The 24,293-nt window shown below is 63.5% G+C and carries 18 protein-coding genes and 1 tRNA gene; all 19 read left to right on the forward strand.

The genetic code is table 11. The annotated features are described in order from the left end of the window. Positions 1-3 precede the first annotated feature (3 nt). The 19 genes from nusG (COW1_RS15565) (at position 4) to rpoB (COW1_RS15655) (ending at position 24,240) form a co-directional block, all read left to right on the forward strand. Positions 4-537: a transcription termination/antitermination protein NusG gene (nusG, locus tag COW1_RS15565; protein WP_096367113.1), complete on the forward strand. Its 534-nt coding sequence runs from the start codon at positions 4-6 to the stop codon at positions 535-537. Between the two features lie 200 nt (positions 538-737). Next, entirely contained in the window at positions 738-1,169 is a 432-nt protein-coding gene (gene rplK, locus COW1_RS15570; RefSeq protein ID WP_096367112.1) for a 50S ribosomal protein L11, read from the forward strand. A gap of 2 nt (positions 1,170-1,171) precedes the next feature. After that, positions 1,172-1,867: a 50S ribosomal protein L1 gene (gene rplA, locus COW1_RS15575; protein ID WP_096367111.1), complete on the forward strand. Its 696-nt coding sequence runs from the start codon at positions 1,172-1,174 to the stop codon at positions 1,865-1,867. A gap of 274 nt (positions 1,868-2,141) precedes the next feature. After that, entirely contained in the window at positions 2,142-2,672 is a 531-nt protein-coding gene (gene rplJ / locus COW1_RS15580; RefSeq protein WP_201344703.1) for a 50S ribosomal protein L10, read from the forward strand. 60 nt (positions 2,673-2,732) lie between these two features. Continuing rightward, positions 2,733-3,113: a 50S ribosomal protein L7/L12 gene (rplL, locus tag COW1_RS15585; protein WP_096367109.1), complete on the forward strand. Its 381-nt coding sequence runs from the start codon at positions 2,733-2,735 to the stop codon at positions 3,111-3,113. 207 nt (positions 3,114-3,320) lie between these two features. Further along, on the forward strand, positions 3,321-7,466 hold the full coding sequence (gene rpoB, locus COW1_RS15590; RefSeq protein WP_096367108.1) for a DNA-directed RNA polymerase subunit beta: 4,146 nt from the start codon (positions 3,321-3,323) through the stop codon (positions 7,464-7,466). Between the two features lie 80 nt (positions 7,467-7,546). Further along, positions 7,547-11,758, forward strand: a complete 4,212-nt coding sequence (rpoC, locus tag COW1_RS15595) for a DNA-directed RNA polymerase subunit beta' (RefSeq protein WP_201344704.1) — start codon at positions 7,547-7,549, stop codon at positions 11,756-11,758. Between the two features lie 167 nt (positions 11,759-11,925). Further along, positions 11,926-12,300, forward strand: a complete 375-nt coding sequence (gene rpsL, locus COW1_RS15600; protein WP_201344705.1) for a 30S ribosomal protein S12 — start codon at positions 11,926-11,928, stop codon at positions 12,298-12,300. 28 nt (positions 12,301-12,328) lie between these two features. Further along, positions 12,329-12,796, forward strand: coding sequence for a 30S ribosomal protein S7 (gene rpsG / locus COW1_RS15605; protein ID WP_201344706.1), 468 nt, complete (start codon positions 12,329-12,331; stop codon positions 12,794-12,796). A gap of 54 nt (positions 12,797-12,850) precedes the next feature. Further along, positions 12,851-14,953, forward strand: a complete 2,103-nt coding sequence (gene fusA / locus COW1_RS15610) for an elongation factor G (protein WP_201344707.1) — start codon at positions 12,851-12,853, stop codon at positions 14,951-14,953. A 39-nt stretch (positions 14,954-14,992) separates the two neighbouring features. Further along, the gene (tuf, locus tag COW1_RS15615; RefSeq protein WP_096367115.1) at positions 14,993-16,183 is read left to right on the forward strand and encodes an elongation factor Tu; all 1,191 of its coding nucleotides are present in this window, start codon (positions 14,993-14,995) and stop codon (positions 16,181-16,183) included. A gap of 58 nt (positions 16,184-16,241) precedes the next feature. Next, positions 16,242-16,317 (forward strand) — tRNA-Trp (locus tag COW1_RS15620). Positions 16,318-16,395: 78 nt separating this feature from the next. Continuing rightward, entirely contained in the window at positions 16,396-16,764 is a 369-nt protein-coding gene (gene secE, locus COW1_RS15625) for a preprotein translocase subunit SecE (RefSeq protein ID WP_096367114.1), read from the forward strand. Positions 16,765-16,777: 13 nt separating this feature from the next. Next, a complete protein-coding gene (gene nusG, locus COW1_RS15630; RefSeq protein ID WP_096367113.1) occupies positions 16,778-17,311 on the forward strand; it encodes a transcription termination/antitermination protein NusG in 534 nt (177 codons plus the stop codon). A gap of 200 nt (positions 17,312-17,511) precedes the next feature. After that, on the forward strand, positions 17,512-17,943 hold the full coding sequence (gene rplK, locus COW1_RS15635) for a 50S ribosomal protein L11 (protein WP_096367112.1): 432 nt from the start codon (positions 17,512-17,514) through the stop codon (positions 17,941-17,943). A gap of 2 nt (positions 17,944-17,945) precedes the next feature. Next, complete coding sequence (gene rplA, locus COW1_RS15640; protein WP_096367111.1) at positions 17,946-18,641, forward strand: 50S ribosomal protein L1; 696 nt, start codon at positions 17,946-17,948, stop codon at positions 18,639-18,641. Between the two features lie 274 nt (positions 18,642-18,915). Continuing rightward, positions 18,916-19,446: a 50S ribosomal protein L10 gene (gene rplJ, locus COW1_RS15645; RefSeq protein ID WP_201344703.1), complete on the forward strand. Its 531-nt coding sequence runs from the start codon at positions 18,916-18,918 to the stop codon at positions 19,444-19,446. A 60-nt stretch (positions 19,447-19,506) separates the two neighbouring features. Further along, positions 19,507-19,887, forward strand: coding sequence for a 50S ribosomal protein L7/L12 (gene rplL / locus COW1_RS15650; protein WP_096367109.1), 381 nt, complete (start codon positions 19,507-19,509; stop codon positions 19,885-19,887). Between the two features lie 207 nt (positions 19,888-20,094). Continuing rightward, positions 20,095-24,240, forward strand: a complete 4,146-nt coding sequence (rpoB, locus tag COW1_RS15655) for a DNA-directed RNA polymerase subunit beta (RefSeq protein WP_096367108.1) — start codon at positions 20,095-20,097, stop codon at positions 24,238-24,240. Positions 24,241-24,293 lie beyond the last annotated feature (53 nt).

A 24,293-nucleotide genomic window follows, 5' to 3' on the forward strand; every position in this document is an offset into this window, starting at 1 on the left:
AGGATGGCTAAGCGTTGGTATGTCGTACACGCCTACTCGGGGTTCGAGAACCAGGTCAAGCGTTCGCTTGAGGAGCGTGTTGCCCGCAGCGGCATGCAGGAGAGGTTCGGCGAGATCCTGGTCCCGACCGAGGAAGTCGTGGAAATGCGCGAGGGGCAGAAGCGCAAGAGCGAGCGCAAATTCTTTCCCGGCTATGTCCTGGTGCAGATGGAGATGGACGACGAGACCTGGCACCTGGTCAAGGATGTGCCCAAGGTCATGGGCTTCATCGGCGGTACCAGTGATCGTCCGGCGCCGATCTCCGATCGCGAGGCCGACCAGATCCTGAACCGGATCCAGGAGGGCGTGGAGAAGCCGCGGCCCAAGGTCCTGTTCGAGGTGGGCGAGGTGGTACGCGTCACCGACGGCCCCTTCAACGATTTCAACGGCGTGGTGGAAGAGGTCAACTACGAGAAGAGCCGGCTGCGCGTGGCCGTGCTCATCTTCGGCCGTTCCACGCCGGTCGAGTTGGAGTTCAGTCAGGTAGAAAAAGCCTGACGGCCAGATACAAGAGGCAGGATACAGGTTACAAGTTGAAAACCGGATGAACGCGCTTGGCTCTGCGTCAATGCCGACCGCTGGCAGCTGGTCCAAACGGTTTCTACTTGCAACTTGTGTCTCTATTTAACCGGGGAGCCTCCGGAGATCGGGACAAACCCGAATCATAACGAGGCGTTCGCACCCACAGGAGAAGCGAAATGGCAAAGAAAGTCGAAGCCTACATCAAGCTGCAGGTTGCAGCCCAGGAGGCGAACCCCTCGCCGCCGGTCGGCCCTGCGCTGGGCCAGCACGGCGTGAACATCATGGAGTTCTGCAAGGCCTTCAACGCCCAGACCCAGGATGTTGAGAAGGGGCTGCCGATCCCGGTGGTGATCACCGTCTACAACGATCGCAGCTTCACCTTCGTCATGAAGACGCCTCCGGCCGCGATCCTGCTGAAGAAGGCCGCTGGCATCAGCAAGGGCAGTCCCGTGCCGAACACCCAGAAGGTGGGTAAGGTGACCCGGGCGCAGCTCGAGGAGATCGCTCAGACCAAGATGCAGGACCTGAATGCCGCTGACCTGGACGCGGCCGTGCGCATCATAGCCGGCAGCGCCCGCAGCATGGGCCTGGACGTCGAGGAGGCTTGATCATGGCAAAACTTTCCAAACGTATGAAGGCCATCCGCGAGAAGGTCGAGCCGGGCAAGCTGTATCCCATCGATGACGCGTTCAGTCTGCTGAAGGAGTTGAGCGGGGCCAAGTTCAAGGAATCCGTCGATGTCGCGGTCAACCTCGGCGTCGACCCGCGCAAGTCGGACCAGGTGGTGCGCGGTTCCACCGTGCTGCCCAACGGCACCGGCCAGAGCGTGCGCGTGGCGGTGTTCGCCCAGGGTGCCAACGCCGATGCGGCGAAGGACGCCGGCGCCGACGTGGTCGGCTTCGAGGACCTGGCCGAGAGCATCAAGGGCGGCAACCTGGACTTCGACGTGGTCATCGCCACCCCCGACGCCATGCGCGTGGTCGGTCAGCTGGGTCAGATCCTGGGGCCGCGCGGCCTGATGCCCAATCCCAAGGTCGGCACCGTGGCCACCGATGTGGCCGCCGCAGTGAACAACGCCAAGGCCGGTCAGGTGCGCTACCGTACCGACAAGGCCGGCATCATCCACTGCACTATCGGCAAGGTGGATTTCGATGTCGACGCCCTGAAGGGCAACCTGGAAGCCCTGCTGGCCGACCTGCGCAAGGTCAAGCCCGCCGCGGCCAAGGGGATTTATATGAAGAAGGTGACCGTGTCCACCACCATGGGCCCGGGCATCGCTGTCGACCAGGCCACGCTCGCTTCCTGAGCGGGCGGGTCCCGCGGGGGCGGCTGCGGCCGCGCCCGCACGCAACAGACTTTGTGGCACGCCGCTGTCTTCCGGCAGCGGTTTGTCGTCAAAGACCGCAGGCGCGAGGGGTCAGCCCCGAGCTTAATCTCTGACAGCCTGCGCAGACGGTGTCGCCAAGACGGTTTTTTCTGAAACTTGTCCTCGGCCACCGTAACGGGGAACGGATCCCGCAAGGGATTGTTCCATAAGTGAAACCGGATACAGATTCGCTCTGTATCGCAGGAGGTAACTGATGGCACTGAGTCTTGAGCAGAAGAAGACCGTGGTTGCCGAGGTGTCCCAAGTGGCCGCAAGCGCCTATTCCGCCGTGGCGGCGGAATATCGCGGTCTGACCGTGGACCAGATGACCGCGCTGCGCCGCAAGGCGCGGGAAAACGGCGTCTATGTCCGGGTCGTGAAGAACACCCTGGCCCGTCGTGCCGTTCAGGGCACCGAGTTCGAGTGCATTTCAGACAGCCTGGTGGGCCCGCTGATGCTGGCCTTCTCCCAGGAGGATCCGGGCGCTGCCGCCCGTGTGGTCAAGGACTTCACCAAGGAGACTGACAAGCTCCAGGTCAAGTTTCTTGCCCTCAGCGGCAAACTGCTCCCGGCCAACGATCTGGAACGCCTGGCCAAGCTGCCGACTCGCGATGAAGCCCTGGCAATCCTGATGATGCTGATGAAGGCCCCGACCGAGAAGCTGGCCCGCACCCTCAACGAGGTGCCGGGCAAGCTGGTTCGCACCGTGGCGGCCATCCGCGATCAGAAGGAACAGGCGGCCTGACCCGGTTCAAAAATTTGACGCCCCTTGCGGGCTTGTGGACAAGTATTAGGAGTGATTACCATGGCAGTTTCCAAAGAAGACATCCTGGACACCATCGCCAACATGAGCGTGATGGAAGTCGTTGAACTCGTTGAGGCGATGGAAGAGAAGTTCGGTGTTTCCGCCGCCGCTGCCGTGGCTGCCGCCCCGGCTGCCGCCGGGGGTGGCGAAGCCGCTGCCGCCGAGGAGAAGACCGAGTTCGACGTGGTTATGACCAGCTTCGGTTCCAACAAGGTCGGCGTGATCAAGGTCGTCCGCGGCATCACCGGCCTGGGTCTGAAGGAAGCCAAGGACATGGTCGAGGGCGCGCCCTCCACCATCAAGGAAGGCGCTTCCAAGGACGAGGCCGAAGACATCAAGAAGCAGCTTGAAGAGGCTGGTGCAAGCGTCGAGGTCAAGTAATATCAGATTGGCATTCGAGACATGGGTGGCGCCCCGTTCGCGGGGCGCTTCACTCAGCACCGGGGAAAGCTCCGGCTGGTGGCGAAACTGAGCTGCCGGCCTTTTTCTGTTTGTTGACGCTACAAGCGCCAGGTCCAGGTTCGCGGTCTCTTCAGCGTCCCTGCTGCCCGGCACCCCAGTACCTGCATTTATTCGAGAGGAACACCGATGGGCTACAGCTTCACCGATAAGAAACGTATTCGCAAGGATTTCGGCAAGCGACCCAGTATTCTCCAGGTCCCGTACCTGCTGGCGACACAGATCGAGTCCTATGAGCGTTTTCTGCAGACCGGTCAGGGTGGTGCGGAGCAGCGCGAGGACTGCGGTCTGCATGCGGCCTTCTCCTCGGTGTTCCCGATCCAGAGTTATTCCGGCAACGCTGCCCTGGAATATGTCAGTTACCGTCTCGGCACCCCGACCTTCGACGTCAAGGAGTGCCAGCTGCGCGGCATGACCTACGCCGCGCCCCTGCGCGCGCTGGTGCGCCTGATCATCTATGACAAGGAGTCCTCGGCCGAGAACAAGCCGATCAAGGACATCAAGGAGCAGGAGGTCTACTTCGGCGAGATGCCGCTGATGACCGAGAACGGCACCTTCGTCATCAACGGCACCGAGCGCGTCATCGTCTCCCAGCTGCACCGTTCGCCGGGCGTGTTCTTCGACCACGACAAGGGCAAGACCCACTCCTCCGGCAAGCTGCTGTATTCCGCGCGGGTCATTCCCTACCGCGGCTCCTGGCTGGACTTCGAGTTCGACCCCAAGGACTGCCTGTTCGTGCGTATCGACCGTCGCCGCAAGCTGCCGGCGACCATTCTGCTGCGCGCGCTGGGTTACGAGGTCGAGCAGATCCTGGATATCTTCTTCGATACCAACACCTTCCACATCGGCAAGAACGAGATCAAGCTGGACCTGGTGCCTGAGCGCCTGCGCGGTGAAACCGCCATCTTCGACATCAGGATCGGCAATGACGTGCTGGTCGAGGAAGGCCGCCGCATCACCGCCCGTCACATCCGCGAACTGGATCAGGCCGGGGTGAAGAGCCTGGTCGTGCCCGAGTCCTACCTGGTCGGCAAGGTGCTGTCGCACAACGTGGTGGACAAGGCCAGCGGCGAGATCATCGCCAATGCCAACGACGAGCTCACCGAAGAGTTGGTCGCGAAGCTGCGCGAGGCCGGCATCAAGCAGGTCAAGACCCTCTATACCAATGACCTGGACCGCGGTCCCTACATCTCCGAGACCCTGCGCATCGACCCGACCGCCAGCGAACTGGAGGCCCAGGTCGAGATCTACCGCATGATGCGTCCGGGTGAGCCGCCGACCAAGGAAGCGGCCCAGAACCTGTTCAACAACCTGTTCTTCACCGAGGACCGCTACGACCTGTCCGCGGTCGGCCGGATGAAGTTCAACCGCCGGGTCGGCCGCGACGAGGTCGAGGGCCCGGGCGTGCTCTACGACGGCGTCTACTTCAAGACCCGCACCGACGAGGCGTCGAAGACGCTGGTCGAGCAGCACGGCGATAACTCCGACATCATTGCCGTGATGAAGGCCCTGGTCGACATCCGCAACGGCAACGGTTTCGTCGACGACATCGATCACCTGGGCAACCGCCGCATCCGCTGTGTCGGCGAGATGGCCGAGAATGTCTTCCGCATCGGTCTGGTGCGCGTCGAGCGCGCGGTCAAGGAGCGTCTGTCCATGGCCGAGAGCGAGGGCCTGATGCCGCAGGAGCTGATCAACGCCAAGCCGGTGGCCGCCGCGATCAAGGAATTCTTCGGCTCCTCGCAGCTGTCCCAGTTCATGGACCAGAACAACCCGCTGTCCGAGGTCACCCACAAGCGCCGCGTCTCTGCGCTCGGCCCGGGTGGCCTGACCCGCGAGCGCGCCGGCTTCGAGGTGCGCGACGTGCACCCGACCCACTACGGTCGCGTCTGCCCGATCGAGACCCCGGAAGGTCCGAACATCGGCCTGATCAACTCGCTGGCCGTGTTCGCCCGCACCAACAAGTACGGCTTCCTGGAGACCCCCTACCGCAAGGTGGTGGACGGCCGGGTGACCGACGACGTCGAATACCTGTCGGCGATCGAGGAAGGGCAGTACGTCATCGCCCAGGCCAACGCCGCCATGGACGACAAGGGCATGCTCACCGATGACCTGATCTCCTGCCGGCACCAGAACGAGTTCACCCTGTCCACCCCGGACAAGGTCGACTACATCGACGTCTCGCCGCGCCAGATCGTGTCGGTGGCCGCCGCGCTGCTGCCGTTCCTGGAGCACGACGATGCCAACCGCGCCCTGATGGGCTCGAACATGCAGCGCCAGGCCGTACCGACCCTGCGCAGCGAGAAGCCGCTGGTCGGCACCGGCATCGAGCGTACCGTGGCCATCGACTCCGGCGTGGCCGTGACCGCGCGTCGCGGCGGCGTGGTGGACTCGGTCGACGCCGCCCGCGTGGTGGTGCGCGTCAACGACGACGAGACCGTTGCCGGCGAGCCCGGTGTGGACATCTACAACCTGACCAAGTACACCCGTTCCAACCAGAACACCTGTATCAACCAGCGCCCGCTGGTCAATCCGGGTGACGTGATCGCGAAGGGCGACGTGCTGGCCGATGGCCCGAGTACCGACATGGGCGAACTGGCGCTGGGCCAGAACATGCTGGTCGCCTTCATGCCCTGGAACGGCTACAACTTCGAGGACTCGATCCTGATCTCCGAGCGGGTGGTGCAGGAAGACCGTTTCACCACCATCCATATCGAGGAGCTCAACTGCGTTGCGCGCGACACCAAGCTGGGTCCGGAGGAGATCTCCGGCGACATCCCCAACGTAGGCGAGAGCGCACTGGCCAAGCTGGACGAGTCCGGCATCGTCTACATCGGCGCCGAGGTCAAGCCGGGCGACATCCTGGTCGGCAAGGTCACACCCAAGGGCGAAACCCAGCTCACTCCGGAGGAGAAGCTGCTGCGCGCCATCTTCGGCGAGAAGGCCTCCGACGTGAAGGACACCTCGCTGCGCGTGCCCTCAGGCATGGACGGCACCGTGGTCGACGTGCAGGTCTTCACCCGCGACGGCGTGGAGAAGGACAAGCGCGCCCTGCAGATCGAGGAAGAACAGCTCGATCAGGTCAAGAAGGATCTGGCCGACCAGATGCGCATCATGGACGAGGACGTCTATCGCCGCGTCGAGGCGCTGTTGATCGGCAAGACCGCCGAGGGCGGGCCGAACAAGCTCAAGCCCGGCAGCAAGATCACCAAGTCCTATCTGGAAGAGCTGGATAAATCCAAGTGGTTCGAGGTCCGGCTCAAGAACGACGAGGCCAACGAGCAGCTGGAGAAGGCCGCCGAGCGTCTGAAGCAGATCCGCGAGGAGTTCGACAAGAAGCTCGAAGAGAAGCGGATGAAGATCAAGGCCGGCGACGACCTCGCCCCCGGTGTGCTGAAGATGGTCAAGGTCTACCTGGCCGTGAAGCGCCGCATCCAGCCCGGAGACAAGATGGCCGGCCGCCACGGCAACAAGGGCGTGATTTCGACCATCGTGCCGATGGAGGACATGCCCTATGGCGACGACGGCACCCCGGTCGACATCGTGCTCAACCCGCTCGGCGTACCCTCGCGCATGAACGTCGGCCAGGTGCTGGAAACACACCTGGGCTGGGCCGCCAAGGGACTGGGTCTGAAGATCGGCGGCATGCTCGATGCCCAGGCTCAGCCCAAGGAACTGCGCGGCTTCCTGGACAAGATCTACAACACCAGCGGCAAGCAGGAGAATCTGGCCGAGTTCAGCGACGACGAGATCGTCCGGCTCGGCGAGAACCTGCGCAGCGGCGTGCCGATGGCGACGCCGGTGTTCGACGGTGCCAACGAGGACGAGATCAAGGGCATGCTGAGACTGGCGGACCTGCCGGAATCGGGCCAGACCGTGCTCTACGACGGCCGTACCGGCGATGCCTTCGACCGCCCGGTGACCGTGGGCTACATGTACATGCTCAAGCTCAACCACCTGGTGGATGACAAGATGCATGCCCGTTCCACCGGCCCGTACAGCCTGGTCACCCAGCAGCCGCTGGGCGGCAAGGCGCAGTTCGGCGGTCAGCGCTTCGGCGAGATGGAGGTCTGGGCCCTGGAGGCCTACGGCGCCGCCTACACGCTGCAGGAAATGCTCACCGTCAAGTCCGACGACGTCAACGGTCGTACCAAGATGTACAAGAGTATCGTGGACGGCGATCACCACATGGAGGCGGGCATGCCCGAATCCTTCAACGTGCTGGTCAAGGAGATCCGCTCGCTCGGCATCAACCTCGAGCTGGAACAGGACTGAGCACGGACGCGGTCGCGTAACGGACGATAGTTATTTGGGAATCGGCAGACGCCGATCCCGGACACGAGGCAAAGCAGACCATGAAAGACTTACTGAATCTGGTGAAACCGCAGGGTCATCTGGACGACTTCGACGCCATCCGCATCGGACTGGCGTCGCCCGACATGATCCGGTCCTGGTCCTACGGTGAGGTCAAAAAGCCCGAGACCATCAACTACCGCACCTTCAAGCCGGAGCGCGACGGCCTGTTCTGCGCCAAGATCTTCGGTCCGGTGAAGGACTACGAGTGCCTGTGCGGCAAGTACAAGCGCCTCAAGCACCGCGGCGTGGTCTGTGAGAAGTGCGGCGTCGAGGTCACCCTGGCCAAGGTGCGCCGCGAACGCATGGGCCATATCGAGCTGGCCAGCCCCGTGGCCCACATCTGGTTCCTCAAGTCGCTGCCTTCGCGTATCGGCCTGCTGCTGGACATGACCCTGCGCGACATCGAGCGGGTGCTGTACTTCGAGGCCTTTGTGGTCATCGATCCCGGCATGACCACGCTGGAGCGGGGGCAGCTGCTCTCTGACGAGGCCTACCTCGACACCATCGAGGAATTCGGCGACGAGTTCGACGCCCGCATGGGCGCCGAGGCGGTGTTCGAGCTGCTGAAATCCATTGACATGCAGGCCGAGGCCAACCGGCTGCGCGAGGAGATCGCCGCCACCAATTCCGAGACCAAGCTCAAGCGCCTGGCCAAACGGCTCAAGCTGATCGAGTCCTTCCTCGAATCCGGCAACAAGCAGGAATGGATGGTCATGGAGGTGCTGCCGGTACTGCCGCCGGAGCTGCGCCCGCTGGTGCCGCTGGATGGCGGTCGCTTCGCCACCTCGGACCTGAACGACCTGTACCGCCGGGTGATCAACCGCAACAACCGCCTGCGCCGGCTGCTGGAGCTCAATGCGCCGGACATCATCGTGCGCAACGAAAAGCGCATGCTGCAGGAATCGGTCGACGCCCTGCTGGACAACGGCCGCCGCGGCCGCGCCATTACCGGCACCAACAAGCGCCCGCTGAAGTCGCTGGCCGACATGATCAAGGGCAAGCAGGGCCGCTTCCGTCAGAACCTGCTGGGCAAGCGCGTGGACTATTCCGGCCGTTCGGTCATCGTGGTCGGCCCGACCCTGCGCCTGCACCAGTGCGGCCTGCCCAAGCGCATGGCGCTGGAACTGTTCAAGCCCTTCATCTTCTCCAAGCTGATCCGCCAGGGCGTGGCCACCACCATCAAGGCGGCCAAGAAGCTGGTCGAGCGCGAGAGCACCGAGGTCTGGGACATCCTGGAAGAGGTCATCCGCGAGCACCCGGTGATGCTCAACCGCGCCCCGACCCTGCACCGTCTGGGCATCCAGGCCTTCGAGCCGGTGCTGATCGAGGGCAAGGCGATCCAGCTGCATCCGCTGGTCTGCGCCGCCTTCAACGCCGACTTCGACGGCGACCAGATGGCGGTGCACGTGCCGCTGTCGCTGGAGGCGCAGCTGGAAGCGCGCACCCTGATGATGTCGACCAACAACATCCTCTCGCCCGCCAACGGTGAGCCCATCATCGTGCCGTCGCAGGACGTGGTGCTGGGTCTGTACTACATGTCGCGCGAGCGCATGGACGCGAAGGGCCGCGGCATGGCCTTCTCGGATCTCAACGAGCTGCGCCGCGCCTATGACAACGGCGTGGTGGATCTGCACGCCCGGGTCCAGGTCCGTATCGAGGACAGCTGGATCAACGAGGCCGGCGAGATCGTCACCGAGATGAAGCGCGTCGACACCATCGTCGGCCGCGCCCTGATCTTCGAGATCGTGCCGCGCAGCCTGCCGTTCGAACTGGTCGACCAGAACATGACCAAGAAGGTGATCTCCCGGCTGATCAATTCCTGCTATCGCCGGGTGGGGCTGAAGGAGACGGTCATCTTCGCCGACCAGCTGATGTATCTGGGCTTCCGCTACGCCACCCGTTCCGGGGTGTCCTTCGGCGCCGACGACATGGTCATCCCGGAAGAGAAATACGACATCCTGGGCCGCGCCGAGGAAGAGGTGAAGGAGATCGAGGCCCAGTACACCTCGGGCCTGGTCACCAACGGCGAGCGCTACAACAAGGTGGTCGATATCTGGTCGCGTACCAACGACCAGGTCGCCAAGGCCATGATGGCCAAGCTCGGTACCGAGACGGTGACCGACCCCGAAGGCAATGCCGTCAGTCAGGATTCGTTCAATTCCGTGTACATGATGGCCGACTCCGGCGCCCGTGGCTCGGCCGCTCAGATCCGCCAGCTGGCCGGGATGCGCGGCCTGATGGCCAAGCCGGACGGCTCCATCATCGAGACCCCGATCACGGCGAATTTCCGTGAAGGGCTCAACGTCATCCAGTACTTCATTTCCACCCACGGCGCGCGCAAGGGTCTGGCCGATACCGCGTTGAAGACCGCGAACTCCGGTTACCTGACCCGGCGTCTGGTTGACGTCTCGCAGGACCTGGTGGTGGTCGAGGAAGACTGCGGCACCGAGAACGGTCTGCTCATGACCCCGATCGTCGAGGGCGGCGATGTGGTCGAATCGCTGGGCGAGCGCGTGCTGGGCCGGGTGGTGGCAGAGGATACCTACCTGCCGGGCAAGGACGAACTGGCCATCGCCGCCGGCACCCTGATCGACGAGGGTTGGGTCGAGAAGCTGGAACTGATGGGTGTGGACCAGGTCAAGGTGCGTTCCGCCATTACCTGCGAGTCCCGCTACGGCGTCTGCTCCCAGTGCTACGGCCGCGACCTGGCCCGCGGCCACCGGGTCAACAGCGGCGAGGCGGTCGGCGTCATCGCCGCCCAGTCCATCGGCGAGCCGGGCACCCAGCTGACCATGCGCACCTTCCACATCGGCGGCGCGGCCAGCCGCTCGGCGACCGTGAACAACGTCGACGTGAAGTCCGGCGGCACCATCCGGCTGCACAACATCAAGACGGTGGCCAACAAGGAGGGCAACCTGGTGGCGGTGTCCCGTTCCGGCGAGATCGGCGTGGTCGACGCCAACGGCCGCGAGCGCGAGCGCTACAAGCTGCCCTACGGCGCGGTGCTGTCGGTCAATGACGGCGATGCCGTCGAGGCCGGCCAGATCGTGGCCAACTGGGATCCGCATACCCACCCGATCGTCACCGAGGTGGCCGGCCGGGTGCGCTTCTCGGACTTCATCGAGGGCGTGACCGTAAACCGCGAGACGGACGAGATCACAGGGCTTTCCAGCCTGGTCGTCTCCGATCCCAAGCAGCGCGGTTCGGCCGGCAAGGACCTGCGGCCGATGGTCAAGCTGGTCGACGAGAACGGCGACGAGCTCAAGATCGCCGGTACCGATATGCCGGCCCACTACTTCCTGCCCGCCGGCGCCATCGTCGGGCTGGAGGACGCCTCCCCGGTGGAGGTCGGCGACGTGGTGGCCCGCATCCCGCAGGAGTCCTCCAAGACCCGCGACATCACCGGCGGTCTGCCGCGCGTGGCCGACCTGTTCGAGGCCCGCAAGCCCAAGGAACCGGCCATCCTGGCCGAAATCTCCGGCACGGCGACCTTCGGCAAGGAGACCAAGGGCAAGCAGCGCCTGGTCATCACCCCGGCCGACGGCGATCCGCACGAGGAGCTGATTCCCAAGTGGCGCCATGTCACCGTGTTCGAGGGCGAGCACGTGGAGAAGGGCGAGACCATCGTCGACGGCGAACCCAACCCGCATGACATCCTGCGCCTGCTGGGCGTGACCGAGATGGCCAATTACGTGGTCAAGGAGATCCAGGACGTCTACCGGCTGCAGGGCGTGAAGATCAACGACAAGCACATCGAGGTGATCATTCGCCAGATGATGCGCAAGGTGGAGATCCTCGAGCCCGGCGATACCCGCTTCCTCAAGGGCGAGCAGGTCGAGAAGGCCGTGCTGCTGGAGGAGAACGAGAAGGCCGAGGCCGAGGGCAAGGTCCCGGCCACCTACAACATTCTCCTGCTGGGCATCACCAAGGCCTCGCTGGCGACCGAGTCCTTCATCTCGGCGGCCTCCTTCCAGGAGACCACCCGGGTGCTGACCGAGGCCGCCACCCGCGGCGGGCGCGACGAACTGCGCGGTCTGAAGGAGAACGTCATCGTGGGTCGCCTGATCCCGGCCGGGACCGGGCTGGCGCATCACGAGGAGCGTCGCCGCCTGCGTCACGCCGACCTCGCCGGAGAGGCCGCCGCGGCGGCTTTCGCCGAGCCGGTCGAGACGGAATCCCCCGCCGAATCCCCCAGCGAGTCGGATTCCTGACCCTCCCGCCCCCGTCCCTGAAACAGGCGCCACAAGTGCTTGACAGGGTGGGGGTAGCTCTCTAAAATTGCGCGTCTTTCCCGACAGGCCGGGCAACCATGCCGGCCTGTCGTTTATTTTCCGGTCGCCCGAATGCTGGCAGCAAGACGGATTAGAGTGAGTTTTTCATGTCTACAATCAATCAGTTAGTACGCAAACCGCGTAAGCGCCGGGTCGAGAAAAGCAACGTACCCGCGCTTGAGGCCTCACCGCGGAAGCGCGGCGTGTGCACCCGTGTCTACACCACCACGCCGAAGAAACCGAACTCGGCGCTGCGCAAGGTCGCGCGCGTGCGTCTGACCAACGGTTATGAGGTCAGCAGCTACATCGGCGGCGAGGGCCACAACCTGCAGGAACACTCGGTGGTACTGATTCGCGGCGGTCGTGTGAAGGACCTGCCCGGCGTGCGCTACCACACCGTGCGCGGCAGCCTGGATACCTCCGGGGTGCAGGCACGCCGTCAGGGGCGTTCCAAGTACGGTGCCAAGCGGCCCAAGTCCTAACGTAGTCCGGTTGAACAGGTAAACGACAATGTCGAGAAGAAAGTCAGCAGAGCGTCGCCAGATCCTTCCGGACCCCAAGTTCGGCAGTGAGAAGCTGGCCAAGTTCATGAATATGGTCATGAAGAGCGGCAAGAAGTCGGTTGCCGAGCGTATCGTCTATGGGGCCCTTGATCACATCGGCCAGAAGAGCGGCGACCCGATGGAGGTCATGGATCAGGCCCTGGATAATGTCAGCCCGATGGTCGAGGTCAAGTCCCGGCGCGTCGGCGGCGCAACCTACCAGGTGCCCATCGAGGTGCGTCCGGTACGCCGTCAGACCCTGGCCATGCGCTGGGTGATCGACGCCGCCAGCAAGCGCAGCGAAAAGACCATGGCCCAGCGCCTGGCCGGTGAAATCCTGGATGCTTCCGAGAATCGCGGCGCTGCCGTGAAGAAGCGCGAGGACACGCATCGCATGGCCGAGGCCAACAAGGCCTTCGCGCACTACCGCTGGTAAGCGCCCAGGCAGATACAGGCAATATTCAGGCAACATTAGATAGGGATTCAGTCCGTGGCACGCAAAACTCCAATCGAACGTTATCGCAACGTCGGCATCATGGCTCACATCGATGCCGGCAAGACGACGACCACAGAGCGCGTTCTGTTCTATACCGGCGTGTCGCACAAGATCGGTGAGGTGCACGACGGTGCGGCCACCATGGACTGGATGGAACAGGAGCAGGAGCGCGGGATCACCATCACCTCCGCGGCCACCACCTGCTTCTGGAGCGGCATGGACCAGCAGTTCCCGGAACACCGCATCAATATCATCGACACCCCCGGCCACGTGGACTTCACCATCGAGGTGGAGCGTTCCCTGCGCGTGCTCGACGGCGCCTGCGCCGTGTTCTGCGCCGTGGGTGGCGTCGAGCCCCAGTCCGAGACCGTCTGGCGTCAGGCCAACAAGTATCACGTCCCGCGCATGGGCTTCGTCAACAAGATGGACCGTGCCGGCGCGAATTTCCTGCGCGTGGTCGAGCAGGTCAAGACCCGGCTGGGCGCCTTCCCGGTCCCGGTGCAGCTGCCCATCGGCGCCGAGGACAATTTCCAGGGCGTGGTGGACCTGATCCGGATGCAGGCCATCTACTGGAACGAGGCCGACATGGGGATGACCTACGAGGCCAGGGATATCCCCGCGGATATGCTCGAGCAGTGCCAGGAGTGGCGCGAGCACATGCTGGAAGCCGCTGCCGAGGCCACCGAAGAACTGATGGATAAGTATCTCAACGAGGGTGATCTGTCCCGCGAGGAGATCATCAAGGGCCTGCGCATGCGCACCCTGACGGTCGAGATCATTCCGATGATGTGCGGCTCCGCCTTCAAGAACAAGGGCGTGCAGGCCATGCTGGACGCCATGATCAATTTCATGCCCTCGCCGGTCGACGTGCTGGCCATCAAGGGTGTGCTGGACGACGAGAGCGAGACCGAGGTGCTGCGTAAGTCCTCCGATGACGAGCCCTTCGCCGCGCTGGCCTTCAAGATCGCCACCGATCCCTATGTCGGTTCGCTGACCTTCTTCCGGGTCTACTCCGGCGTGCTGAGTTCCGGCGACACCGTCTACAACTCGGTCAAGGGCAAGAAGGAGCGCGTCGGCCGTATCCTGCAGATGCACTCCAACTCGCGCGAGGAGATCAAGGAGGTGCGCGCAGGTGACATCGCCGCCGCCGTGGGCCTGAAGGACGTCACCACCGGCGACACCCTGTGCGACATGGCCAAGCCCGTCATCCTGGAGCGGATGGAATTCCCCGAGCCGGTGATCTCCGTCGCGGTCGAGCCCAAGACCAAGGCCGACCAGGAGAAGATGGGCATCGCCCTGCAGAAGCTGGCCCAGGAGGATCCCTCCTTCCGTGTGCATACCGACGAGGAGTCCGGCCAGACCATCATCTCCGGCATGGGCGAGCTGCACCTGGACATCATCGTCGACCGCATGAAGCGTGAATTCAAGGTCGAGGCCAATGTGGGCGCGCCCCAGGTGGCCTATCGCGAGACCATCCGCCAGACGGTCGAGAAGGTCGAAGGCAAGTTCGTGCGCCAGTCCGGCGGCCGCGGCCAGTACGGTCATGTCGTGCTCAAGCTGGAGCCGCAGGAGGCAGGTACCGGGTACGAGTTCGTCAACGCCATCGTCGGCGGCGTCGTGCCCAAGGATTACATCCCGGCCGTGGACAAGGGCATCAAGGAGCAGATGGAGAACGGTGTGCTGGGCGGCTTCCCGATGGTGGACGTCAAGGTCACCCTGTTCGATGGTTCCTACCACGATGTGGACTCCTCGGAAATGGCATTCAAGATCGCCGGCTCCATGGGCTTCAAGGAAGGCGCGATGAAGGCCAGTCCGGTACTGCTCGAGCCCATCATGAGCGTCGAGGTCGTCACGCCGGAAGAGTATATGGGTGACGTGGTGGGCGACCTGAACCGCCGCCGCGGCATCATCAAGGAGATGGACGACAGCCCCTCCGGCAAGCAGGTGCGCGCCGAAGTGCCGCTGTCGGAGATGTTCGGTTACGCCACCGATCTGCGCAGCGCCACCCAGGGCCGCGCCGCTTACAGCATGCAATTCGAGAAGTATGCCGAGGCGCCGTCCAACGTCGCCGACGCGATCATCAAGAAAGCATCGTAATTCTCTAGAGACCAACAGAACTGTAACGAGGTAGCAGTCGTGTCCAAGGAAAAATTTGAGCGAACGAAGCCGCACGTGAACGTGGGAACGATAGGTCACGTGGACCATGGTAAGACGACGCTGACGGCGGCGCTGACGAAGGTGGGTGCCGAGAAGATGGGCGGCGAGTTCCGGGCCTACGATCAGATCGACAATGCCCCGGAAGAGCGTGCGCGCGGGATCACGATTGCCACCGCTCACGTGGAGTACGAGACGGACGCGCGCCACTACGCGCACGTGGACTGCCCCGGTCACGCCGACTATGTGAAGAACATGATCACCGGTGCCGCGCAGATGGACGGCGCGATCCTGGTGGTGAGTGCGGCCGACGGCCCGATGCCGCAGACCCGCGAGCACATCCTGCTGGCGCGTCAGGTGGGTGTGCCCTCGATCGTGGTGTACATGAACAAGGCCGACCAGGTGGATGATCCGGAGCTGCTGGAGCTGGTGGAGATGGAGATCCGCGATCTGCTGTCTTCCTATGATTTCCCCGGCGACGACACCCCGATCATTACCGGTTCGGCGCTCAAGGCGCTGGAAGGCGACACCTCGGAGATCGGCGTGCCGTCGATCGAGAAGCTGCTGGAGGCGCTGGACAGCTACATTCCGGTGCCGGAGCGTCCGGTGGACCAGCCGTTCCTGATGCCGATCGAGGACGTGTTCTCGATTTCGGGTCGCGGCACGGTGGTGACCGGTCGTATCGAGCGCGGCATCGTCAAGGTGGGCGACGAGGTGGAGATCGTGGGCATGCGCGACACCACCAAGACCACGGTGACGGGTGTGGAGATGTTCCGCAAGCTGCTGGACTCGGGCGAGGCGGGCGACAACGTGGGCGTGCTGCTGCGCGGGACCAAGCGTGACGATGTGGAGCGCGGTCAGGTGCTGTGCGTGCCGGGTTCGATCACGCCGCACACCAAGTTCGAGTGCGAGGTGTACGTGCTCTCCAAGGATGAGGGCGGTCGTCACACCCCGTTCTTCAACGGTTATCGTCCGCAGTTCTATTTCCGCACGACGGACGTGACGGGTGCGTGCGATCTGCCGGAAGGCGTGGAGATGGTGATGCCGGGCGACAACGTGAAGATGACGGTGTCGCTGATTGCGCCGATCGCGATGGAAGAGGGTCTGCGCTTCGCCATTCGCGAAGGCGGCCGTACCGTCGGCGCCGGCGTGGTCTCCAAGATCATCGAGTGAGGTGTAAGGAGTGAGACGTGAGGAGGGGATGTTCTCCTCACGCCTCGCTGAAATTTATAGGGCAGTAGCTCAATTGGCAGAGCGGCGGTCTCCAAAACCGCAGGTTGGGGGTTCGATTCCCTCCTGCCCTGCCACTTAACTGGGGCAGGTGCCGGCCGTTAGGGCCGGACAACAATGCCGGGCTCCCAAACAGGTACACCTGGCCGCTGGCTATGAATGCTAAGGTAGAAACCGAAGGCTCGAAACTGGATACCGCGAAAATGGTGCTGGCCGTTGCGCTTCTCCTCGGAGGCGTGGCCGGCTTTTATCATTTTGCCGACTACAACCTGCTGTTCCGCGTGCTGGGGCTGCTGGCTGTCGTGGGCGTGGTGCTGTTCATCTTTGCGCAGACTGCCAAGGGTGCCCAGGCGATCGGTTTCATCGGCAGTGCCCGTATGGAAGTGCGCAAGGTGGTCTGGCCGAGTCGGCAGGAGACCATTCAGACGGCGTTGATCGTGTTCGCGATGGTCATCATTGTGGGTTTGATTCTGTGGCTGCTGGACAAGCTCCTGTTCTGGCTGGTCGGCTGGATAACCGGATAAGGGGCGGTTGAGGATGGCTAAGCGTTGGTATGTCGTACACGCCTACTCGGGGTTCGAGAACCAGGTCAAGCGTTCGCTTGAGGAGCGTGTTGCCCGCAGCGGCATGCAGGAGAGGTTCGGCGAGATCCTGGTCCCGACCGAGGAAGTCGTGGAAATGCGCGAGGGGCAGAAGCGCAAGAGCGAGCGCAAATTCTTTCCCGGCTATGTCCTGGTGCAGATGGAGATGGACGACGAGACCTGGCACCTGGTCAAGGATGTGCCCAAGGTCATGGGCTTCATCGGCGGTACCAGTGATCGTCCGGCGCCGATCTCCGATCGCGAGGCCGACCAGATCCTGAACCGGATCCAGGAGGGCGTGGAGAAGCCGCGGCCCAAGGTCCTGTTCGAGGTGGGCGAGGTGGTACGCGTCACCGACGGCCCCTTCAACGATTTCAACGGCGTGGTGGAAGAGGTCAACTACGAGAAGAGCCGGCTGCGCGTGGCCGTGCTCATCTTCGGCCGTTCCACGCCGGTCGAGTTGGAGTTCAGTCAGGTAGAAAAAGCCTGACGGCCAGATACAAGAGGCAGGATACAGGTTACAAGTTGAAAACCGGATGAACGCGCTTGGCTCTGCGTCAATGCCGACCGCTGGCAGCTGGTCCAAACGGTTTCTACTTGCAACTTGTGTCTCTATTTAACCGGGGAGCCTCCGGAGATCGGGACAAACCCGAATCATAACGAGGCGTTCGCACCCACAGGAGAAGCGAAATGGCAAAGAAAGTCGAAGCCTACATCAAGCTGCAGGTTGCAGCCCAGGAGGCGAACCCCTCGCCGCCGGTCGGCCCTGCGCTGGGCCAGCACGGCGTGAACATCATGGAGTTCTGCAAGGCCTTCAACGCCCAGACCCAGGATGTTGAGAAGGGGCTGCCGATCCCGGTGGTGATCACCGTCTACAACGATCGCAGCTTCACCTTCGTCATGAAGACGCCTCCGGCCGCGATCCTGCTGAAGAAGGCCGCTGGCATCAGCAAGGGCAGTCCCGTGCCGAACACCCAGAAGGTGGGTAAGGTGACCCGGGCGCAGCTCGAGGAGATCGCTCAGACCAAGATGCAGGACCTGAATGCCGCTGACCTGGACGCGGCCGTGCGCATCATAGCCGGCAGCGCCCGCAGCATGGGCCTGGACGTCGAGGAGGCTTGATCATGGCAAAACTTTCCAAACGTATGAAGGCCATCCGCGAGAAGGTCGAGCCGGGCAAGCTGTATCCCATCGATGACGCGTTCAGTCTGCTGAAGGAGTTGAGCGGGGCCAAGTTCAAGGAATCCGTCGATGTCGCGGTCAACCTCGGCGTCGACCCGCGCAAGTCGGACCAGGTGGTGCGCGGTTCCACCGTGCTGCCCAACGGCACCGGCCAGAGCGTGCGCGTGGCGGTGTTCGCCCAGGGTGCCAACGCCGATGCGGCGAAGGACGCCGGCGCCGACGTGGTCGGCTTCGAGGACCTGGCCGAGAGCATCAAGGGCGGCAACCTGGACTTCGACGTGGTCATCGCCACCCCCGACGCCATGCGCGTGGTCGGTCAGCTGGGTCAGATCCTGGGGCCGCGCGGCCTGATGCCCAATCCCAAGGTCGGCACCGTGGCCACCGATGTGGCCGCCGCAGTGAACAACGCCAAGGCCGGTCAGGTGCGCTACCGTACCGACAAGGCCGGCATCATCCACTGCACTATCGGCAAGGTGGATTTCGATGTCGACGCCCTGAAGGGCAACCTGGAAGCCCTGCTGGCCGACCTGCGCAAGGTCAAGCCCGCCGCGGCCAAGGGGATTTATATGAAGAAGGTGACCGTGTCCACCACCATGGGCCCGGGCATCGCTGTCGACCAGGCCACGCTCGCTTCCTGAGCGGGCGGGTCCCGCGGGGGCGGCTGCGGCCGCGCCCGCACGCAACAGACTTTGTGGCACGCCGCTGTCTTCCGGCAGCGGTTTGTCGTCAAAGACCGCAGGCGCGAGGGGTCAGCCCCGAGCTTAATCTCTGACAGCCTGCGCAGACGGTGTCGCCAAGACGGTTTTTTCTGAAACTTGTCCTCGGCCACCGTAACGGGGAACGGATCCCGCAAGGGATTGTTCCATAAGTGAAACCGGATACAGATTCGCTCTGTATCGCAGGAGGTAACTGATGGCACTGAGTCTTGAGCAGAAGAAGACCGTGGTTGCCGAGGTGTCCCAAGTGGCCGCAAGCGCCTATTCCGCCGTGGCGGCGGAATATCGCGGTCTGACCGTGGACCAGATGACCGCGCTGCGCCGCAAGGCGCGGGAAAACGGCGTCTATGTCCGGGTCGTGAAGAACACCCTGGCCCGTCGTGCCGTTCAGGGCACCGAGTTCGAGTGCATTTCAGACAGCCTGGTGGGCCCGCTGATGCTGGCCTTCTCCCAGGAGGATCCGGGCGCTGCCGCCCGTGTGGTCAAGGACTTCACCAAGGAGACTGACAAGCTCCAGGTCAAGTTTCTTGCCCTCAGCGGCAAACTGCTCCCGGCCAACGATCTGGAACGCCTGGCCAAGCTGCCGACTCGCGATGAAGCCCTGGCAATCCTGATGATGCTGATGAAGGCCCCGACCGAGAAGCTGGCCCGCACCCTCAACGAGGTGCCGGGCAAGCTGGTTCGCACCGTGGCGGCCATCCGCGATCAGAAGGAACAGGCGGCCTGACCCGGTTCAAAAATTTGACGCCCCTTGCGGGCTTGTGGACAAGTATTAGGAGTGATTACCATGGCAGTTTCCAAAGAAGACATCCTGGACACCATCGCCAACATGAGCGTGATGGAAGTCGTTGAACTCGTTGAGGCGATGGAAGAGAAGTTCGGTGTTTCCGCCGCCGCTGCCGTGGCTGCCGCCCCGGCTGCCGCCGGGGGTGGCGAAGCCGCTGCCGCCGAGGAGAAGACCGAGTTCGACGTGGTTATGACCAGCTTCGGTTCCAACAAGGTCGGCGTGATCAAGGTCGTCCGCGGCATCACCGGCCTGGGTCTGAAGGAAGCCAAGGACATGGTCGAGGGCGCGCCCTCCACCATCAAGGAAGGCGCTTCCAAGGACGAGGCCGAAGACATCAAGAAGCAGCTTGAAGAGGCTGGTGCAAGCGTCGAGGTCAAGTAATATCAGATTGGCATTCGAGACATGGGTGGCGCCCCGTTCGCGGGGCGCTTCACTCAGCACCGGGGAAAGCTCCGGCTGGTGGCGAAACTGAGCTGCCGGCCTTTTTCTGTTTGTTGACGCTACAAGCGCCAGGTCCAGGTTCGCGGTCTCTTCAGCGTCCCTGCTGCCCGGCACCCCAGTACCTGCATTTATTCGAGAGGAACACCGATGGGCTACAGCTTCACCGATAAGAAACGTATTCGCAAGGATTTCGGCAAGCGACCCAGTATTCTCCAGGTCCCGTACCTGCTGGCGACACAGATCGAGTCCTATGAGCGTTTTCTGCAGACCGGTCAGGGTGGTGCGGAGCAGCGCGAGGACTGCGGTCTGCATGCGGCCTTCTCCTCGGTGTTCCCGATCCAGAGTTATTCCGGCAACGCTGCCCTGGAATATGTCAGTTACCGTCTCGGCACCCCGACCTTCGACGTCAAGGAGTGCCAGCTGCGCGGCATGACCTACGCCGCGCCCCTGCGCGCGCTGGTGCGCCTGATCATCTATGACAAGGAGTCCTCGGCCGAGAACAAGCCGATCAAGGACATCAAGGAGCAGGAGGTCTACTTCGGCGAGATGCCGCTGATGACCGAGAACGGCACCTTCGTCATCAACGGCACCGAGCGCGTCATCGTCTCCCAGCTGCACCGTTCGCCGGGCGTGTTCTTCGACCACGACAAGGGCAAGACCCACTCCTCCGGCAAGCTGCTGTATTCCGCGCGGGTCATTCCCTACCGCGGCTCCTGGCTGGACTTCGAGTTCGACCCCAAGGACTGCCTGTTCGTGCGTATCGACCGTCGCCGCAAGCTGCCGGCGACCATTCTGCTGCGCGCGCTGGGTTACGAGGTCGAGCAGATCCTGGATATCTTCTTCGATACCAACACCTTCCACATCGGCAAGAACGAGATCAAGCTGGACCTGGTGCCTGAGCGCCTGCGCGGTGAAACCGCCATCTTCGACATCAGGATCGGCAATGACGTGCTGGTCGAGGAAGGCCGCCGCATCACCGCCCGTCACATCCGCGAACTGGATCAGGCCGGGGTGAAGAGCCTGGTCGTGCCCGAGTCCTACCTGGTCGGCAAGGTGCTGTCGCACAACGTGGTGGACAAGGCCAGCGGCGAGATCATCGCCAATGCCAACGACGAGCTCACCGAAGAGTTGGTCGCGAAGCTGCGCGAGGCCGGCATCAAGCAGGTCAAGACCCTCTATACCAATGACCTGGACCGCGGTCCCTACATCTCCGAGACCCTGCGCATCGACCCGACCGCCAGCGAACTGGAGGCCCAGGTCGAGATCTACCGCATGATGCGTCCGGGTGAGCCGCCGACCAAGGAAGCGGCCCAGAACCTGTTCAACAACCTGTTCTTCACCGAGGACCGCTACGACCTGTCCGCGGTCGGCCGGATGAAGTTCAACCGCCGGGTCGGCCGCGACGAGGTCGAGGGCCCGGGCGTGCTCTACGACGGCGTCTACTTCAAGACCCGCACCGACGAGGCGTCGAAGACGCTGGTCGAGCAGCACGGCGATAACTCCGACATCATTGCCGTGATGAAGGCCCTGGTCGACATCCGCAACGGCAACGGTTTCGTCGACGACATCGATCACCTGGGCAACCGCCGCATCCGCTGTGTCGGCGAGATGGCCGAGAATGTCTTCCGCATCGGTCTGGTGCGCGTCGAGCGCGCGGTCAAGGAGCGTCTGTCCATGGCCGAGAGCGAGGGCCTGATGCCGCAGGAGCTGATCAACGCCAAGCCGGTGGCCGCCGCGATCAAGGAATTCTTCGGCTCCTCGCAGCTGTCCCAGTTCATGGACCAGAACAACCCGCTGTCCGAGGTCACCCACAAGCGCCGCGTCTCTGCGCTCGGCCCGGGTGGCCTGACCCGCGAGCGCGCCGGCTTCGAGGTGCGCGACGTGCACCCGACCCACTACGGTCGCGTCTGCCCGATCGAGACCCCGGAAGGTCCGAACATCGGCCTGATCAACTCGCTGGCCGTGTTCGCCCGCACCAACAAGTACGGCTTCCTGGAGACCCCCTACCGCAAGGTGGTGGACGGCCGGGTGACCGACGACGTCGAATACCTGTCGGCGATCGAGGAAGGGCAGTACGTCATCGCCCAGGCCAACGCCGCCATGGACGACAAGGGCATGCTCACCGATGACCTGATCTCCTGCCGGCACCAGAACGAGTTCACCCTGTCCACCCCGGACAAGGTCGACTACATCGACGTCTCGCCGCGCCAGATCGTGTCGGTGGCCGCCGCGCTGCTGCCGTTCCTGGAGCACGACGATGCCAACCGCGCCCTGATGGGCTCGAACATGCAGCGCCAGGCCGTACCGACCCTGCGCAGCGAGAAGCCGCTGGTCGGCACCGGCATCGAGCGTACCGTGGCCATCGACTCCGGCGTGGCCGTGACCGCGCGTCGCGGCGGCGTGGTGGACTCGGTCGACGCCGCCCGCGTGGTGGTGCGCGTCAACGACGACGAGACCGTTGCCGGCGAGCCCGGTGTGGACATCTACAACCTGACCAAGTACACCCGTTCCAACCAGAACACCTGTATCAACCAGCGCCCGCTGGTCAATCCGGGTGACGTGATCGCGAAGGGCGACGTGCTGGCCGATGGCCCGAGTACCGACATGGGCGAACTGGCGCTGGGCCAGAACATGCTGGTCGCCTTCATGCCCTGGAACGGCTACAACTTCGAGGACTCGATCCTGATCTCCGAGCGGGTGGTGCAGGAAGACCGTTTCACCACCATCCATATCGAGGAGCTCAACTGCGTTGCGCGCGACACCAAGCTGGGTCCGGAGGAGATCTCCGGCGACATCCCCAACGTAGGCGAGAGCGCACTGGCCAAGCTGGACGAGTCCGGCATCGTCTACATCGGCGCCGAGGTCAAGCCGGGCGACATCCTGGTCGGCAAGGTCACACCCAAGGGCGAAACCCAGCTCACTCCGGAGGAGAAGCTGCTGCGCGCCATCTTCGGCGAGAAGGCCTCCGACGTGAAGGACACCTCGCTGCGCGTGCCCTCAGGCATGGACGGCACCGTGGTCGACGTGCAGGTCTTCACCCGCGACGGCGTGGAGAAGGACAAGCGCGCCCTGCAGATCGAGGAAGAACAGCTCGATCAGGTCAAGAAGGATCTGGCCGACCAGATGCGCATCATGGACGAGGACGTCTATCGCCGCGTCGAGGCGCTGTTGATCGGCAAGACCGCCGAGGGCGGGCCGAACAAGCTCAAGCCCGGCAGCAAGATCACCAAGTCCTATCTGGAAGAGCTGGATAAATCCAAGTGGTTCGAGGTCCGGCTCAAGAACGACGAGGCCAACGAGCAGCTGGAGAAGGCCGCCGAGCGTCTGAAGCAGATCCGCGAGGAGTTCGACAAGAAGCTCGAAGAGAAGCGGATGAAGATCAAGGCCGGCGACGACCTCGCCCCCGGTGTGCTGAAGATGGTCAAGGTCTACCTGGCCGTGAAGCGCCGCATCCAGCCCGGAGACAAGATGGCCGGCCGCCACGGCAACAAGGGCGTGATTTCGACCATCGTGCCGATGGAGGACATGCCCTATGGCGACGACGGCACCCCGGTCGACATCGTGCTCAACCCGCTCGGCGTACCCTCGCGCATGAACGTCGGCCAGGTGCTGGAAACACACCTGGGCTGGGCCGCCAAGGGACTGGGTCTGAAGATCGGCGGCATGCTCGATGCCCAGGCTCAGCCCAAGGAACTGCGCGGCTTCCTGGACAAGATCTACAACACCAGCGGCAAGCAGGAGAATCTGGCCGAGTTCAGCGACGACGAGATCGTCCGGCTCGGCGAGAACCTGCGCAGCGGCGTGCCGATGGCGACGCCGGTGTTCGACGGTGCCAACGAGGACGAGATCAAGGGCATGCTGAGACTGGCGGACCTGCCGGAATCGGGCCAGACCGTGCTCTACGACGGCCGTACCGGCGATGCCTTCGACCGCCCGGTGACCGTGGGCTACATGTACATGCTCAAGCTCAACCACCTGGTGGATGACAAGATGCATGCCCGTTCCACCGGCCCGTACAGCCTGGTCACCCAGCAGCCGCTGGGCGGCAAGGCGCAGTTCGGCGGTCAGCGCTTCGGCGAGATGGAGGTCTGGGCCCTGGAGGCCTACGGCGCCGCCTACACGCTGCAGGAAATGCTCACCGTCAAGTCCGACGACGTCAACGGTCGTACCAAGATGTACAAGAGTATCGTGGACGGCGATCACCACATGGAGGCGGGCATGCCCGAATCCTTCAACGTGCTGGTCAAGGAGATCCGCTCGCTCGGCATCAACCTCGAGCTGGAACAGGACTGAGCACGGACGCGGTCGCGTAACGGACGATAGTTATTTGGGAATCGGCAGACGCC

Source organism: Thiohalobacter sp. COW1 (genome assembly GCF_016629505.1).
Classification (GTDB): Bacteria; Pseudomonadota; Gammaproteobacteria; order Thiohalobacterales; family Thiohalobacteraceae; genus Thiohalobacter; species Thiohalobacter thiocyanaticus_A.

Coding starts and splice junctions, on each gene's coding strand:
- nusG (WP_096367113.1), top strand. CDS start 4: ATGGCTAAGCGTTGGTATGTCGTACACGCCTACTCGGGGTTCGAGAAC.
- rplK (WP_096367112.1), top strand. CDS start 738: ATGGCAAAGAAAGTCGAAGCCTACATCAAGCTGCAGGTTGCAGCCCAG.
- rplA (WP_096367111.1), top strand. CDS start 1,172: ATGGCAAAACTTTCCAAACGTATGAAGGCCATCCGCGAGAAGGTCGAG.
- rplJ (WP_201344703.1), top strand. CDS start 2,142: ATGGCACTGAGTCTTGAGCAGAAGAAGACCGTGGTTGCCGAGGTGTCC.
- rplL (WP_096367109.1), top strand. CDS start 2,733: ATGGCAGTTTCCAAAGAAGACATCCTGGACACCATCGCCAACATGAGC.
- rpoB (WP_096367108.1), top strand. CDS start 3,321: ATGGGCTACAGCTTCACCGATAAGAAACGTATTCGCAAGGATTTCGGC.
- rpoC (WP_201344704.1), top strand. CDS start 7,547: ATGAAAGACTTACTGAATCTGGTGAAACCGCAGGGTCATCTGGACGAC.
- rpsL (WP_201344705.1), top strand. CDS start 11,926: ATGTCTACAATCAATCAGTTAGTACGCAAACCGCGTAAGCGCCGGGTC.
- rpsG (WP_201344706.1), top strand. CDS start 12,329: ATGTCGAGAAGAAAGTCAGCAGAGCGTCGCCAGATCCTTCCGGACCCC.
- secE (WP_096367114.1), top strand. CDS start 16,396: ATGAATGCTAAGGTAGAAACCGAAGGCTCGAAACTGGATACCGCGAAA.
- nusG (WP_096367113.1), top strand. CDS start 16,778: ATGGCTAAGCGTTGGTATGTCGTACACGCCTACTCGGGGTTCGAGAAC.
- rplK (WP_096367112.1), top strand. CDS start 17,512: ATGGCAAAGAAAGTCGAAGCCTACATCAAGCTGCAGGTTGCAGCCCAG.
- rplA (WP_096367111.1), top strand. CDS start 17,946: ATGGCAAAACTTTCCAAACGTATGAAGGCCATCCGCGAGAAGGTCGAG.
- rplJ (WP_201344703.1), top strand. CDS start 18,916: ATGGCACTGAGTCTTGAGCAGAAGAAGACCGTGGTTGCCGAGGTGTCC.
- rplL (WP_096367109.1), top strand. CDS start 19,507: ATGGCAGTTTCCAAAGAAGACATCCTGGACACCATCGCCAACATGAGC.
- rpoB (WP_096367108.1), top strand. CDS start 20,095: ATGGGCTACAGCTTCACCGATAAGAAACGTATTCGCAAGGATTTCGGC.